Genomic DNA, 17,297 nt, shown 5'->3' with positions numbered 1-17,297 from the left:
GGCGTTTTTGAGTACTTACCCGTGCGTCCAGGTTTACCGAGCGGAGCGATACTATGAACAGCCCGAAATCAGGAACCGGTATTTTCGCCAATACCCATCCCGTGATGAGCAGAGGCTCGGCGATCGTCATTGTCGCCTTTGTCCTTTTTACGATCATTGCCCCGGCATATGCTAATAGCCTCTATGAAGCCGCCAAGCGCTTTATCGCCACAAGTCTGGCCTGGTATTACACTCTCCTGATGAGCTTCTTTTTACTCCTGGCCATATACACAGCGTTCAGTCGCTTTGGCCGCATTAAGTTAGGCCATGACCACGACAAACCCGAATACGGCTTCTTTTCCTGGTTCTCGATGCTGTTCAGTGCAGGTATTGGTATCGGCATCCTGTTCTGGAGTATTGCCGAGCCAATTTACCACTTGCAAAGCAATCCTTTTATTGCCGAAGGGCAGACAAAAACCGTGGCAGCCGCACAGGTAGCGATGCGCTTCAGTATCTTTCACTGGGGCTTACACGGTTGGGCACTATTTGCGATTACGGGTATGGCATTAGCTTATTTCACCTACCGCAAAGGCCTGCCATTATCGATCCGCTCTGGCTTGTACCCGACCTTTGGCAACAAAATATACGGCCCGATTGGCCACATGGCGGACTTGCTGGCGGTTTTCGGTACTGTATTTGGTATCGCCACCTCGTTAGGACTTGGCGCACAGCAGATGAACGCAGGTATTAGCTATCTGTCTGGTATCAATATCAGCCCGGCCAACCAGGTGATCATTATTACGCTCATTACCGGATTGGCAACGCTCTCAACGTTAAGAGGCCTGGACAAAGGCCTGAAAAAAGTCAGCGAATTAAACATGCGCCTTACCGCATTAATGCTCACCTTCTTTATTGTTCTGGGGCCAACTGCTTATTTACTGGGAGCCTTTGTCACTAACCTGGGTGATTACATGACACATGCCGTCGGGCTCGGTTTTTGGGTTGACCCGGATCCCAAAAGCCAATGGCAGAGTTGTTGGACCCTGTTTTATTGGGGCTGGTGGATCGCCTGGGCACCCTTTGTCGGCATTTTTATTGCCCGTATCTCTAAAGGCCGTACCGTCAAAGAGTTTATTCTGGGAGTCTTGATCGCCCCAACGTTACTGGCAACCTTTTGGATCACTGCGTTTGGTAATACGGCTATTTTTATTGAACTCTTTGGTTCAGGCGGGGTCACAGAGGCCATAAATAAAGACATTACTACGGCTTTGTTTGTCACCATGGAGTTAATGGACCTTGGTACGGTTGTTGTGGGAATCGGTGCCATTATCTGCATAGTCATGCTGGTGACTTACTTTATCACTTCTGCTGACTCGGCAACCCTGGTTATTTGTACGTTAGTATCTATGGGAGAACAAAAACCTCCACCCAAGTTGCGGATGTTCTGGGGCTTACTCATTGGTGCGGTTGCCGGTGTATTATTAATTGCCGGAGGCTTAAAAGCGTTACAAACTGCCTCTATTGTTGCGGCACTGCCCTATTCAATTGTGCTGGCGCTTACTACCTGGGGCTTGTATAAGGCTTTTCGCGAGGAACCCAATATTGACATGCCATACTCAGTCACCCCTGGCGATACTCCACTGCCACCGGAATACGGTCAAAGCTATGCGCTCAAGCGCAGTAAGCAGGAAACAGCGGAGTGTCTGGCGACTAATCAAAATGTTTAGTGCATCATTTCGATGAGTTTGATGTGTACAATCTCCGTTTGCCCGACAATGGCAGAACAAGCCCTGGCCTCAGGCTCACCGGGCAATAACCCAAGAGTACCAAGCGCAGAAGAACTCGTGAGCATGTACCAGGCACTATGGGATTAGCACAATGCTCAAGCACTCATAAATCAACTGTGCCTGAGTGCTAAAAATATCAGCCCCGGGAGGACATCAATGAATACCATTGGTCATTTTATCAACGGTGAAATGGTCTACGATAATGAACGCACCCAGGCAGTGTATAACCCCGCAACAGGCCAGGCAGAAAAACAAGTCGCGCTGGCTTCCGTCGCTACCGTTGAAGAAGCGATCACCAGGGCTGAAGCCGCTTATCCAGCATGGCGCAATACCCCAGCAATAAAGCGCGCCCGTGTCATGTTCAAGTTTAAAGAATTACTGGAACAAAACGCTGAAAAAATTTGCCAGCTTATTGGTCAGGAGCACGGCAAAATTTCACACGACGCTGCGGGTGAATTACAACGCGGTATTGAAAATGTCGAATACGCCTGTGGTATCCCTGAATTGTTAAAAGGTGAACACAGCAAAAACGTTGGCCCGAATATCGACGCCTGGAGTGAATTCCAGCCACTGGGCGTGGTCGCGGGTATCACCCCGTTTAACTTCCCGGTTATGGTGCCACTGTGGATGTTCCCAATGGCCATTGCCTGTGGCAACTGCTTTGTTCTAAAACCGTCTGAGCGCGATCCCGGTGCCACCATGCTGATCGCTGAACTATTACAGCAGGCGGGATTACCTGACGGCGTTCTGAATGTGGTGAACGGTGATAAAGTTGCGGTGGACACTTTACTAAACGACGCGCGTATTAAAGCGGTCAGTTTTGTTGGCTCAACCCCCATTGCCGAATACATCTACCAAACCGCCAATAACAATGGCAAGCGATGCCAGGCGCTTGGCGCTGCCAAAAACCACGCCATTGTGATGCCAGATGCCGATATGGATAACGCCGTAAACCAGTTACTCGGTGCCGCCTTTGGCTCCTCTGGTCAGCGCTGTATGGCGCTATCCGTGGCAGTAGCGGTTGGCGATCAGACCGCCGATGCATTAGTGGCAAAAATGGCTGAGGCCATGAAAAGCCTGAAAGTTGGTGCCTGCACCGATAGCAGCAACGACTTTGGCCCGGTTATTACCGGTGCTCATCGCGACAAGGTGGTCAGCTACATCAGTCATGCCGAAAGCCAGGGGGCAAGCATCGTCGTTGATGGCCGCACCCCGAACGTCGATGGCTACCCCGATGGCTTCTTTGTTGGCGGCACCCTGATTGACCGGGTAACACCGGAAATGACCAGCTACCAGGAAGAAATCTTTGGTCCGGTACTGCAAGTTGTCCGCGTTAACACCATGCAAGAAGCGATGGACTTGATCGATGCCCACGAATACGGCAACGGTACCTGTATTTTTACCCGCGACGGCGAAGCAGCCCGTTACTTTTCTGATCACATCCAGGTGGGCATGGTCGGCATTAACATACCGCTACCAGTACCTGTTGCTTACCACAGCTTTGGTGGCTGGAAGCGCTCGCTGTTTGGTGACTTGCACGCCTACGGCCCTGACTCCGTGCGTTTTTACACCAGGCGCAAGACCATTACTCAACGCTGGCCTTCTGCCGGTATCCGCGAAGGTGCTCAATTCTCGATGCCAACAATGAAGTAATAGATAAGTAGTTAACCAAATGAAATCATATATTTCTGACTAAGTTGTCAGTCACTCTGCGGCGTTGCAACTCCGGTTACATAGCTACGGCTATGCTCCCTACGTTGCGCCTTGCATAGCAACTGCCCACTTAGCCAGAAATATACGATTCCATTTGGCCAACTACTTAGCACGCCCGGGCAGTATGGGTGTTACCCTATTCGATCACCGTTGCCCGCAGGAGCAAATATGGCATCCGCACTCTTAACCAACAGTGCTGTAAACACGACTGACCACAAACTGCCACTCCTTCTCGGTGTAGACGGCGGTGGCACTTCATGCCGGGCACGTATCGCCGATCTTGACGGCAATATCCTGGGGGAAGGATTCTCAGGCAGCGCAAACCCCCGGACCGGGCTTGATTCAGCCTACAATACCATCATGCAGGCCACCCGTGCAGCGATGGCTCAAGCGGGCCTGGAAGAGAACGACTTCGGACGTATGTATGCCGGTCTTGGCCTGGCCGGTGTCAATCAGCAGAAAGAACGTGATCTGGTTCTGGGTTGGGGCTTTCCGTTTGCCGGTATTTTCCTGGAAACCGACGCATTCGCCGCTTGCATGGGTGCCTTTAATGGCAGGGATGGCGCGATCCTGATCCTGGGCACGGGCTCCTGTGGTGCCAGCCTGATTGATGGTGAAGTGAAAACCCTTGGCGGCTGGGGCTTTCCAATCTCGGATCATGGCAGTGGTGCCAGCCTGGGCCTTGCGGCGATTCGTTACTCCCTGCTGGCCCACGAAGGCATGAAAGAACAGACACCGTTAAGCCTGGCCATCATGGCAACGTTTGACCACAGTCCTGAACAGGCCGTTGCCTGGCAGGACAGCGCACTCCCCAGAGACTACGGATCTTACGGACCGCTGGTGATTGAACATTTAAGCAAGGGCGATCAACTGGCGGAACAGTTAATTCGGGAAAGCGCTGAAGATGCCGCCATGATGATCCGGGTACTTTATCAGCGTGGCGCTAACCAGTGCGCATTGGTTGGAGGGCTGAGTGAGTTCGTTATGCCCTGGCTGCCAGAAGATGTCGCTGCCATTGCCACCTTGCCACAGGGTGATGCCATGCACGGTGCTCTGTTGATGGCTATGAAACTCTTCTGAAAAACGTTCGGCTTCCATCGGGAAGCCGAATACTCTGGGAACTTAATTTTAGAAAAAAGGTCAGAATTAACACAAAGGGTCAAGAACCATTAATCAAAATGGATCTTGTGTTTTTTTTCAAAATAATGGTTTCAGACTATGCAGAGTGTAAATAGTGGTGATGTTTCAAAAATCACTTACAATCCTCCCCACCAGGAAAACAAAAATCAAAAAATTGATAATATTGATAATAAAGTTTCGCAGAGGGAAAGTGAAACTAACAATCCCATTACTCACAGAACATGTAATACAGCAGGGGATGTAGCTGCATCAAGTTCTGTACAGGCTGCCAGGGCCCTGCCCGATTTGCCATCAATCCACCTGACAAAAAAATTTTACCGGCCCTTAGATAAAAAACCTCTTGAGTTTGGCTGTGAACAACTTATTACACACCGAGACTTCAGGGAATTACTTTCCAAAAATATGAATGTTTATGCAGTACTGACAGATGATTCTCGGGGTGAAGGAGCTGTCAACATTATGGCTATCGGGAAACCAAAATTCAAAGTAAACGAACTGAAGAAAAACTTCTATACAACTGCTTTTCAATATATCCCAACATTAAAAGAAACACCTTGCAGTTCTGATATGATTGGTTTTTTACTTCGTACACCTCGTTGGATTGTCCATCATTTCTACGGGAATCTGAAAATAAAGTCCGCTAATTCCGGGATAATGAATCCGATTGAACAGTCAATCTTTCAAAAATTAAAACCAAAATATGAGGCGGGAGGTATTCACACTCATTTTATTGTTACTCACAAAGATTACCTGAAGGATATCTCTCCACAGGAAGCAAGATTTATTTTTGAGCAAATCTTTGACGAATCTTTCGAAGAGTTAAAAACAATGAAAGAAGATTCAGATCCCGTTGTTAATAATCTGAACCCAAAAGCAACAATTGACGACCTTCCAGAAATCATACGCATTTATGAAGATAAAAACTCTCTGAAAAGGTATAACCCTTGGTGTTTAAATTATCTTGATAAAGCATTACTCAGTAAGGTTAAATGGTTACCTGAATCCGCGAGTACACAACACACAGGGCAGAACTTTTCCTGTAAAATTCTTTGAGGCTCTTTTCGAATTCCAGACTGCTATGCAACCAGCATTTTGACTAAGGGCTGAAGCCTCTTGGGATATTCCCCTGTGAGGCCTTAGCCACAAGCGTAGAAGTGACCACCCCCCCCTCCATCGTATTAACATGCACGGGTTTGGTAAATACCGTCTTTGTCATCATTACGAGCATATTCACCTATGAAATATCCGGGCTTGGCGACCCCGTAGCGAGGGCGGCAGAAAATTGAGGATAAAAATTCGGTTTTGTGAGGTGAATAGCGGGGCTATTTGCCGAACAAAAGCGGATTTTTAGACCAATTTGCTGTCGCCACACGACTGCATGGATGCAGGAGCTAGAGCAACGCAGGAGCAGTTGCCGTGTAGGGCAGTCTATTCTCGGACAGCCTCGTGGTTAATACGATACTCTGCAGAACGTGCGTGTGCCGTCAGCGATTCCCCCCTGGCCAGAACAGAAGCCACTTTCCCCATTTCCGACGCGCCGTCAGCAGAAAACTGAATCACGGAAGAGCGTTTCTGGAAGTCATACACCCCCAAAGGTGAAGAGAAGCGTGCGGTTCCTGATGTGGGCAATACATGGTTCGGGCCTGCACAGTAATCACCCAGGGCTTCTGCCGTATATCGGCCCATAAAAATAGCACCGGCATGGCGTATCTCTGGCAGCCAGCTTTCGGGCTCTTCAACGGATAGCTCAAGGTGTTCCGGTGCGATGCGATTTATCAGTTCACAGGCCGCCGCCAGGTCAGGTACGGCAATCAGGGCTCCGCGCTTATTAAGCGACGCTGCGATAATATCCTGCCGTTCCATGGTTGGCAGCAATCGGTTCATGCTCTCCTGCACCTGCGCCAGAAAAGCCCGGTCCGGTGAGATCAGAATTGCCTGGGCATCTTCATCGTGTTCCGCCTGGGAGAACAGGTCCATGGCGATCCAGTCGGGGTTACTGTGGCCATCACAAACCACCAGTATTTCTGACGGACCGGCAATCATATCGATACCCACCTGACCAAACACTTCCCGCTTGGCGGTAGCGACATAAATATTGCCGGGACCGACAATCTTGTCCACCTTCGGGATCGTTTCCGTGCCATAGGCCAGTGCCGCCACCGCCTGGGCACCACCGATGGTAAATACACGACTGACCCCGGCAACAGCGGCCGCCGCCAGTACCAGTTCATTCAGCTCACCGTCTGGTGCGGGAACCACCATCACCACCTCAGGCACCCCGGCAACCGAGGCTGGTATGGCATTCATTAGTACCGATGAAGGATAGGATGCACGGCCACCGGGCACGTAAAGTCCCACTCGATCCATCGGGGTCACCTGCTGGCCAAGCAATGTGCCGTCGCTCTCGCGGTAATTCCAGGAGCTTTGCTGTTGATGCTGATGGTAGTCACGAATCCGCTTTGCGGCGGTTTCCAGCGCTGCCCGCTGCTCAGGCTGAATGCTGTTGAGCGCCTGGTGCAAACGCTCAGCATCGAGAGTCAGCTCATCCATACTGGAGACCTGACGTCGATCAAAACGACAGGTGCAGGCCATCACAGCCTGATCTTTCTGGCTGCGCACCTGAGCAATAATTTCTTTCACCTGCTGCAGGACACTGTCGTTTGAAACAGACTCCCAGGCCAACAGGGCATCAAGCTGAGATGAAAACGCCGGACTGCTGAAATCCAGCTGAACCGGGGTTACGACTTCCGACGTCATGCTGGTTCCTCAACTGCATTGGTTTCTGCAATGGTTCTGGACAGTTGATCCAGTAACTGACCAATCATTTTGTACTTCACTTTCATGGATGCCCTGTTGACCACCATTCTGGAACTGATTTCAGCAATCAGCTCCTGAGGCTCCAGGCCATTGGCCCGCAGGGTGTTCCCGGTATCCACCACATCAATAATGATATCCGCCAGGCCAACCAGCGGAGCCAGTTCCATGGAGCCATAGAGTTTAATGATATCCGCCTGAATTCCCTGAGAGGCATAGTACTGCTTGGCAATATTGACAAATTTCGTCGCCACCTTAAGTCGGCCAGAAGATGGTACTGCGCCAACCTTCCCCGCCGTCATCAATTTGCACCGGGCAATGTTCAAATCCAGCGGTTCATATAACTCAGAGGAGCCGTGTTCCATCAGCACATCCTTGCCAGCAACGCCCATATCGGCGGCACCGTACTCAACATAGGTTGGCACATCGCTGGCGCGGACAATCAGCAGGTTTACATGGGGATGCGTGGTACCAATCACCAGTTTGCGACTTTTATCCGGATCCTCCGCAGGCTCAATACCCGCAGTTTTCAACAGAGGGAGAGTCTCTTTCAGGATGCGCCCCTTGGACAGCGCGATAGTGATCTGGCTCGACATACTTCTCTCAGGCTTCCTTACTTATCATGCGTTGTTAAAATGGTGAAGGTAGAAGAACTGCACAGTTAAGAATTAATGAATTGTTATTTACAGGTACCCTTTTTCCAGAGAGTATCACTGGTCTGGATAATAACATAGATATAGGGAAAGGTACGTAGAAAGGCACTAATACAAAGCTGGCATGTGTTGTTTACATGGGCCTGCTCTTCCTGGAAGCATACTAGGGCCTGTTGACGTTTCGTTGCGTGCTCAGCGTATCAGGGCGCTCCTATGACGAGGCGCGGCATTGCAGGAAGGCTGGTTGCCTTTCAAAATGCCGCAACGAAGTCATAGGGGCGCCCTGATACGCCCGAAGGGTGGCTCAGAAAGGCGCCATCTGCTTTGTCAGACTTGCTTGGCGTAGAATAACTACGCGCTGCACAAGTCTTTCGCGCATCTGACGCCTTTCTGAGCCAGACTGCGCGTCCCGCTGAGCACGCAACGAAACGTCAACAGGCCCTGGCTATTTATCTACTCGGTCAGCCTCCCAGGGCCGGAAAGTCCTCCGAAAGCTTCGGATTTGCCGGGGCATTAAGCCGACGTTTTGACCTGTCCATCTCTTTTATACGACCAACAGGCAATACACCCTGCGAAGAGTGCGGCAACGGATTTGCCCGGGAATTGACCGGCAAATCCTGCTTTACAGGAGCCCCTGTTCCGAACATCTTATTGGCAAAATCAAAGTCCCGGGCCATCATCAACCGGATGTCATCGGGCACATCCATGTCACCGACCAGCTTACGTACCGTCCCTACCACCTCTTCAGTAAACTTTTGTTCGGGCTGTTTTTCAGTGCCGGGACTGTAGATACTGCCATCAGGATTACTCTGACTGTTCTGCCAGAATTCCTGCAAGCGCTGGAATTGATAACTCTGGTAAATCGGCTCCAGCACTTTGCCATCCTCCGGGTTAGCCAGCCAGGAGCTGGTGGGTGTGGTAGAGATCAGATGCAACAGGTAGGGCTGTCCCGCTGATTCAGTGGTAACTCCGGATCTGTTCACCAGTTGCACCGCTCTTTCCGGAAGTGCTTCCACCAGGTTGGCAACCAGGAATAACAGACGGGACAGATCCTGCGGTCCAGTTGCATTTCCCTTCACACGATTAACCAGCAAAACCAGACTTTCCAATGGAATCTTCCTGGCCAGAATGGAGTGTGACGGAGCATTACCCAGCCGGAATTCTTTGACCACCTGATCAATGACCTTACCAAGCAGGATAAGATGATATTTTGGATTTTCATCGATTGATACCGTCCGCAGCGCACTCAGCAGCTCTTCATGGGTATCACTGTGAATGGACAAAGGACAGGGGTTAAATAAGCCATTAATAAATCGCAGGGCATTAAATGACCCAATTCCCCTTTCACCTTCCAAGGCAGGTGTATAGGGAGCGCCTTTGAACGACATCGGTATTGCAACAGGTACGGTGAAAAATTGCAGAATGCGATTGGCCGTTTTGGCTAACCAGCGGGTAATCGGGTTTGACCTTTCTTCAGAGAATAGCGTTAACTTTAACTTGATAACCGCCTTGCCATCATCTGCCAAAGTGAGTCCGGGATTGTAGGCCTTAAGCGTATTTTTAAACATGGCTTTACATACCTTACCGAAACGGCCGGCATGAACACGGATTGATTCAATATCATCCAGAGTTCCTGTGGTATTGTTAATAGCAACTTTGGCATCGACTTTAATAGGCCCGCCAATCAGCCACCCGGCAAAACGACTCAACCGGTCGGGCTTCAGCAGTGTTGTTACATCAGCGTAGCCATTGCGATGTCGGTCAAGGTGAATATCCGCCTCGACATGATCAACCAGGCCATGGCCTGCCAGATTCACTTTTACTGATTCAATGGTTGGATGTCCATCCTGCGGCCCGGCACTGATATCGATGTAAGGTCTTGGAGCATACTTATGTATGTTAAGAGAGAGTTTCAGGTTGCTAAGGCCAAAACTGAGAATATCTTCTCCGGGGCCGTCCAGAATATTGTCGTGAAACTCACCCGTAATTTGATCAACATTGAAATCAATATGATCTGGTGTAAATGTCTCCAGCAGACTCCTGGCTAAATCGGCAGGGCTCATCGCAGGGGCAGCTGCTAATAGAGCGGCTTTGTACAACTTGCTTTTTTCCGGTAATTGATAGGAAATGGTGACTCCGGTCACTTCGATATCAACATCAACCTGATTTTCATTCTCAAATATCAGATCCATTTTGCGAATCTGAATAGAGCCATCCTTCATTTTCGTCAGGTAAGCCTGAATATTCTTAAACACCCGACCATCAATGATGACCCGGTCAATCTTCACCGGTTCATTGAGGTTTCCGCCCAAACTCTCATAGGTTTCCGTCGTCTGCATCAGGAAACATAAAATTTTCGGGAGCTCCCTGGCCACACAGCTTTTTGGTTGAACCTGCAAAACGCCAGACGTAATCTTACCCGGATCAAAGCGGTGGGCAAAAGCTGCCGCCAGTTCTGCTGCCAACTTATTGAAGTCAATGTCCTGTGCTTTATTTCGTGCCAGCAGTAATGCTTTATCCTGAACCGCCTGACGTACGGAAGGCATAACCTCCTCCACGGTTTTATCAATCAGGGGATTCACCAGAGATGAGATGTCGGCACCATGATCCCGGACCCAACCAGAACACCAGTTACCCGTGTAAGTCATAGCCCGGGTCAACACCTGATCAATAATGGGGGTCAGGTAAGGCGTCATATCATCAACTGCACGTTTACATTCTGTCTCTCCCTCTTTTCCAGCAACCTGCTTTGCCACAGCATCGACAACAACCCGGGTAACCGTTGTGCGAATCTGGTCGGTAAATACTCCAACGAAATGGTGTAAATTAGCGTCGTTACTCAACCAGAGAGCAATATTTTGAATAATATCCGCCTGAGCCTGCCTGAGTGTTTCGGCCATCGCCTTCTTTATTGGCTCGATAACCTCTAACTCAACCCCTTGTTGATGACGGATAATCCATTCCCCCCCATTAGCCATCATATGCGTTAACATTTTATCAATGGCTTTATGCAGCTCCGGTGTCGCTGCCAGGGCATTGGCTTTGATCCATTTTTCCATGCTTTCCCGGATAAAACCCTGGCCATGATTCAGGGCCTTATCGATAGCACCATCAATATGCGGCATTAATAATGCCTCCAGGTCCATTGGTGCTGGAGCTCCGACATTCACATTCTTCAAAAGCGCCTCAATTGCGCTCTGGATGCCGTCTGCATTGTTATAAACGGCAGTAGCCATACCCTCAATCGCATCGGCAACCGCCTGGCCTAAATAATTAGCCGTAAGACTTTGCACATGGAGGTTGACGGCTTCGGTAATGCCAGCCGCATTGCCATCGGATGGTTCTGCAAGCGTCCCGATACCGTATTCAGTCCCGGCACTCACCGCTTCCTTAACCATTCGCTGAACATGGGGAAGAACGATTGGGAAAATAGACATTCTGGAGCTATCTGCGTCGTTCCCGGATTTCAACCGCAGATTGTCTGCCCATGCCTTACGACGGAAGATATCAGCGCCTTGAGTAATCACTTCCGTAATGCCCTTGCTCAGGTCGGGTATCAGGTCATCCATCACTTGAGACTGACGAGAGTGGCCGTCTTTCTCAGTGGCTGTATTCACCCCTTGAGCAGGTGCTATTGTTTCAGCAGCCCTGCGCAGGGTAGCGACTACGTCACCCTTATCCTGCTGACTATCGTTGACCGCAGAGCGCAGAGTCGCCAGCCGATCATGCAGGATGGATTCCAGCTCCGGGGCCGCCTGTTGCATCATTGCCCGAACATGGACTTCCACATCGTGCCGGAGCACCGTTCTATGCTGACGTATCCAGCCTGACAGTTGATCCACACCGTAACCGGCCAGTTGTTCCAGTACCTGTCCCCTGTTGAGTTGATTCTGCAGGAAAGGAAGCACTGCATCCCTGAGAGTCCGGGACTGTGATGTCTGCTGTACGCTCTCTGCGACCAGGCCGGAAGTACCCGTCACTGTCGGTACAACCAGGCCATTCAATCTGCGCACAAGAATATCCAGCAATTTCTGCCGGTTCGGCTGCTGTTCTGTCGTGGTATCTTCTTTAGCCAGCCAGCCAAGCACACCGTCAATGACCGCCTGCTGGGTCACCACCGCCTGCTCGGTAATGGCATCAATCACCCTGGGGACGACCACCTCATTATCAGCAAACAGACCGGTTGCCAGTACGTCCAGCCACCTGGTGCCATCAGCGATCCCCTGCAATGTCAGGTCACTGGCCATTGCTTTCACACTGTCGTAAGGCAGACCTTCCAGAACCGCTTCCAGCTGGTCTGCACCGCTGTGCAGCATCTCGGCCAGGCCTGTTTTCAGCATGTCATCAACTTCGGTGCCAATAGTCGTACGTTGACCCGAAGCTACCTGCCCGACAGTTTGCGGCTTCTGTGTCGAAGCGGGCAAATGCACTTTATCCGGGCTAGCCGGTACCAGTGCTTGTTCAGCTGCCTTCTTTACGTCACTCACAGTTTGTTGTTGCCAGGCAGCAGACAACAGCTTTTCGGTGATACTTTCGACAACGTTTGTCGTAAGGAATGGTGATACGACGCCGGTCAGTTTAGCGATGCTATCCCCGGACAGCACAACACCGTTGCTCTGGTGGTTGCCAGACGGCATGCCATGGTGTTTGGCAACAAACCCGGCACCTTCTTGAACGGCGACCTTGATAACCTTGCCAAAGCTGTCAGACAGAATTGACCTGGCCACTTCCAGTTGTTTTGTTTCATCGATGGTCAGCTTGATTAAATCGCCGACCATTTCGCCGGCCTGCTCTGCTGCGGCCTGACGGGCATCATGCCAGTGGTTCTGCTGTTTTTGATGGTTAGTTGTCGTTTTCTTCACACTGGTGACAGCAACATCTCCGGCCCTTTCCTTTGGCTTCTGCGCTTTTGCCGCCTGGCGCAGGTCAGCCACTACGTCGTGCTTATTCTCTGAACGCTTTCTCATTGCGGCGGCCAGTGCTTGCAGTCTTGCGTGCAGGAGCCCTTCCAGTTCCGGTAGGGCTTTGTCCATGCTTGCCCGGGTCAGTGCTTTTACATCCCCTGCCAGGTCGTCCTTATGCTTGCTGACACTGTTTACCAGCGCATCCACTCCGTAAGCGGCCAGCCGTTCCAGTACGTGGCCTTTCTGAACCTGGTCCTGTACGAACGGCATCACGGCGTTTCTGAGTGCGGTGGATTCTAATGCCTGATTTCCAAGTGCTGCTGCTTCGCCCGTCACGCCGGTCAGCAGTGGTTCTACCAGAGTATTCCCACGGCGAACCAGAATCTCCTTTACGACTTCCAGGTTTTGCTGTCCCGTTGCCTGATCCTCGGTTGATAACCAGCCAAGCCCGTGAGTCGCCAGGGTCTGCACCAGCGACTCTGCCTGTTCGGTTAACTTATCAACTACCCTGGACACGACCCGGGCATCACCGGCAAACAGGCCATTCACCAGCTCACCTACCCATGCAGCACCGTCGTGTATCCCTTGCCGGGTCAATTCCCCAAGCACGGCTTCGGCAGTAATGTATGGGTGTTTTTGCAGAAGTGATTCCACCTGATCGGCCACCGCGTTGACCATCTCGGCAAGCCCTTCGCCCAGCATTCGGTCTATTTTGCGGGCTATCATCTTGGCTGAGTCTGCTGTTTCCTCCCCGGCAGTGATCTCGGTAACGGCTGCTGTTTTCCAGTCTCCGGATTGCAAACGGTCACTCAGCAGTTCAACCATTAATTCAACCGTGGCTGTGGTCAGAAACGCCGGTAATTGTTCGGTCAGCGCCGTGCCGCCCTCTAAGGCATTTACGTCGTCGCATTGTTCACCGTTCTGCCTCGCGACAAACAGTGCCCCTTCTTTGACGAAAAGCTCCATAACCTCACGAATACTGTCCTCAAGGATCGGCTTGACCACTTCCAACTGACCACTTTGTGTAATGACCAGGTCGACGGCTTCATCAGCCAGGTTACCCAGCTCCTCTGCAACAGCCTGACGGGCATCATGCCAGTGATCCTGTTGATTTTGATGGTCCGCTGTCGTTTGCTTATTATCGCTGCCGGGCTTTTCCTCTGGCTTCTGAGCTTTTGCCGCCAGGCGCAAGTCAGCCACAACGTCACGCTTATCCTCTGGCACCTTTTTCATTGCGGCGGCCAAGGCTTGTAACCTTGTGTGCAGGAGCCCTTCAAGTTCCGGTAGGGCTTTGTCCATGCTTGCACGAGTCAGTGCTTTTACATCCTCTGCAAGGTCGTCCTTATGCTTGCTGACACTGTTTACCAGCGCATCGACTCCGTAAGCGGCCAGCCGTTCCAGTACGTGACCTTTCTGAACCTGGTCCTGTACGAACGGCATCACGGCGTTTCTGAGCGCGGTGGATTCTGATGCCTGATTTCCGAGCGCCGCTGCTTCGCCCGTCACGCCGGTCAGCAGTGGTTCTACCAGAGTATTCCCACGGCGAACCAGGATCTCCTTTACGACTTCCAGGTTTTGCTGTCCCGTTGCCTGATCCTCGGTTGATAACCAACCAAGCCCGTGAGTCGCCAGGGTCTGCACCAGCGACTCTGCCTGTTCGGTTAACTTATCAACTACCCTGGACACGACCCGGGCATCACCGTCAAACAGGCCGTTCACCAGCTCACCCACCCAGACGGCACCGTCGTGTATCCCTTGCCGGGTCAATTCCCCAAGCACCGCTTCGGCAGTAATGTATGGGTGTTTTTGCAGAAGTGATTCCACCTGATCGGCCACCGCGTTGACCATCTCGGCAAGCCCTTCGCCCAGCATTCGGTCTATTTCGCGGGCTATCATCTTGGCTGAGTCTGCGGTTTCCTCCCCGGCAGTGATCTCGGTAACCGTTGCTGTTTTCAAGTCTCCGGATTGCAAACGGTCACTCAGCAGTTCAACCATTAATTCAACCGTGGCTGTGGTCAGAAACGCCGGTAATTGTGCAGTCAGTGCTGTGCCGCCCTCTAAGGCATTCACGTCGTCACATTGTTCACCGTTCTGCCTCGCGGTAAACAGCGCCCCTTCTTTGACGACAAGGTTCATAACCTCACGGATACTGTCCTCAAGGATCGGCTTGACCGCTTCCAACTGACCACTCTGTGTAATGACCAGGTCGACGGCTTCATCAGCCAGATTACCCAACTGATCAGCAACGGCCTGACGGGCATCATGCCAGTGATCCTGTTGATTTTGATGGTCCGCTGTCGTTTTCTTATTACCGCTGCCGGGCTTTTCCTCTGGCTTCTGAGCTTTCGCCGCCTGGCGCAGGTCAGCCACAACGCCTTGCTTATCGTCTGCCCCCTTTTCCATCGCAGTACTTAGGGCTTGCAACCGTCTATGGAGAAGCTGTTCCAGTTCCGGTAGGGCTTTGTCCATGCTTGCCCGGGTCAGTGCTTTTACATCCCCTGCCAGGTCGTCCTTATGCTTGCTGACACTGTTTACCAGCGCATCCACTCCGTAAGCGGCCAGCCGTTCCAGTACGTGGCCTTTCTGAACTTGGTCCTGTACGAACGGCATCACGGCGTTTCTGAGTGCGGTGGATTCTAATGCCTGATTTCCAAGTGCTGCTGCTTCGCCCGTCACGCCGGTCAGCAGTGGTTCTACCAGAGTATTCCCACGGCGAACCAGAATCTCCTTTACGACTTCCAGGTTTTGCTGCCCCGTTGCCTGATCCACAGTTGATAACCAGCCAAGCCCGTGAGTTGCCAGGGTCTGCACCAGCGACTCCGCCTGTTCGGTTAACTTATCAACTACCCTGGACACGACCAGGGCATCACCGGCAAACAGACCGTGCACCAGCTCACCTACCCATGCAGCACCGTCGTGCATCCCTTGCTGGGTCAATTCCCCAAGCACCGCTTCGGCAGTAGTGTATGGGTGTTTTTGCAGAAGTGATTCCACCTGATCGGCCACCGCGTTGACCATACCGGCAAGCCCTTCGCCCAGCATTCGGTCAACTTCGCGGGCTATCATCGTGGCTGAGCCTGTGGTTTCCTCCCCAGCAGTGATCTCGGTAACAGTTGCTGTTTTCCAGTCCCCGGATTGCAAACGGTCACTCAGCAGTTCAACCATTAATTCAACAGAGGCTGTGGTCAGAAACGTCGGTAATTGTTCGGTCAGCGCCGTGCTGCCCTCTAAGGCATTCACGTCGTCACATTGCTCACCGTTCTGCCTCGCGACAAACAGTGCCCCTTCTTTGACGACAAGATCCATAACCTCACGGATACTGCCCACCAGAATCGGCTTGACCGCCTCCAACTGACCACTTTTTTTAATGACCAGGTCGATGGTTTCATCAGCCAGGTTACCCAACTGATCAGCAACGGCCTGACGGGCATCCTGCCAATGATCCTGTTGATTTTGCTGATCAGTTGTCGTTTTTTTATCACCGCTACCGGGCTTTTCCTCTGGCTTCTGCGCTTTTGCCACCTGGCGCAGGTCAGCCACAACACCGTGCATATCGTCTGCCCCCTTTTCCATCGCAGTACTCAGGGCTTGCAACCGTCTATGGAGAAGCTGTTCCAGTTCCGGTAGGGCTTTGTCCATGCTTGCCCGGGTCAGTGCTTTTACATCCTCTGCAAGGTTGTCCTTATGCTGGCTGACACTGTTTACCAGCGCATCGACTCCGTAAGCGGCCAGCCGTTCCAGTACGTGACCTTTCTGAACCTGGTCCTGTACGAACGGCATCACGGCGTTTCTGAGCGCGGTGGATTCTGATGCCTGATTTCCGAGTGCCGCTGCTTCGCCCGTCACGCCGGTCAGCAGTGGTTCTACCAGGGTATTTCCACGGCGAACCAGGATCTCCTTTACGACTTCCAGGTTCTGCTGCCCCGTTGCCTGATCCACGGTTGATAACCAGCCAAGCCCGTGATTCGCCAGGGTCTGCACCAGCGACTCTGCCTGCTCGGTTAACTTATCAATTACCCTGGACACAACCCGGGCATCACCGGCAAACAGGCCATTCACCAGCTCACCTACCCATGCAGCACCGTCGTGTATCCCTTTCTGGGTCAATTCCCCAAGCACGGCTTCGGCAGTAATGTATGGGTGTTTTTGCAGAAGTGATTCCACCTGATCGGCCACCGCGTTGACCATACCGGCAAGCCCTTCGCCCAGCATTCGTTCAACTTCGCGGGCTATCATCGTGGCTGAGCCTGTGGTTTCCTCCCCAGCAGTGATCTCGGTAACAGTTGCTGTTTTCCAGTCCCCGGATT

The 17,297-nt window shown here is 51.8% G+C and carries 7 protein-coding genes; 4 read left to right on the top strand and 3 right to left on the bottom strand.

All coding sequences use genetic code 11. The annotated features are described in order from the left end of the window. The first annotated feature begins 53 nt into the window (after nucleotides 1-53). From ACO6UY_RS15250 to ACO6UY_RS15235, 4 genes are all read left to right on the top strand, one after another. Nucleotides 54-1,706, top strand: a complete 1,653-nt coding sequence (locus ACO6UY_RS15250) for a BCCT family transporter (protein ID WP_422449997.1) — start codon at nucleotides 54-56, stop codon at nucleotides 1,704-1,706. A gap of 216 nt (nucleotides 1,707-1,922) precedes the next feature. Beyond that, nucleotides 1,923-3,419, top strand: a complete 1,497-nt coding sequence (locus ACO6UY_RS15245) for a CoA-acylating methylmalonate-semialdehyde dehydrogenase (RefSeq protein ID WP_422449996.1) — start codon at nucleotides 1,923-1,925, stop codon at nucleotides 3,417-3,419. Nucleotides 3,420-3,647: 228 nt separating this feature from the next. After that, nucleotides 3,648-4,559 carry a BadF/BadG/BcrA/BcrD ATPase family protein gene (locus tag ACO6UY_RS15240; RefSeq protein ID WP_422490502.1) on the top strand — a complete coding sequence of 304 codons (912 nt, stop codon included), beginning with the start codon at nucleotides 3,648-3,650 and terminating at the stop codon, nucleotides 4,557-4,559. Between the two features lie 138 nt (nucleotides 4,560-4,697). Then, a complete protein-coding gene (locus ACO6UY_RS15235) occupies nucleotides 4,698-5,672 on the top strand; it encodes a hypothetical protein (protein ID WP_422460419.1) in 975 nt (324 codons plus the stop codon). A gap of 375 nt (nucleotides 5,673-6,047) precedes the next feature. Here ACO6UY_RS15235 and hisD read toward each other — a convergent pair whose 3' ends face one another. The 3 genes from hisD to ACO6UY_RS15220 all read right to left on the bottom strand — a co-directional run bounded on the left by hisD (nucleotide 6,048) and on the right by ACO6UY_RS15220 (nucleotide 17,226). Next, complete coding sequence (gene hisD, locus ACO6UY_RS15230; RefSeq protein WP_422490501.1) at nucleotides 6,048-7,376, bottom strand: histidinol dehydrogenase; 1,329 nt, start codon at nucleotides 7,374-7,376, stop codon at nucleotides 6,048-6,050. Beyond that, complete coding sequence (gene hisG, locus ACO6UY_RS15225; RefSeq protein ID WP_422449992.1) at nucleotides 7,373-8,029, bottom strand: ATP phosphoribosyltransferase; 657 nt, start codon at nucleotides 8,027-8,029, stop codon at nucleotides 7,373-7,375. Before hisG ends, hisD begins: the two co-directional genes overlap by 4 nt. A gap of 518 nt (nucleotides 8,030-8,547) precedes the next feature. Then, on the bottom strand, nucleotides 8,548-17,226 hold the full coding sequence (locus ACO6UY_RS15220) for a hypothetical protein (protein ID WP_422490500.1): 8,679 nt from the start codon (nucleotides 17,224-17,226) through the stop codon (nucleotides 8,548-8,550). Nucleotides 17,227-17,297 lie beyond the last annotated feature (71 nt).

Source organism: Endozoicomonas sp. ALE010, from assembly GCF_049310165.1.
Lineage (GTDB): Bacteria > Pseudomonadota > Gammaproteobacteria > Pseudomonadales > Endozoicomonadaceae > Endozoicomonas.
Note: the sequence above shows the minus strand (reverse complement) of the source record. Positions and strands in the feature narration are given on the sequence as shown.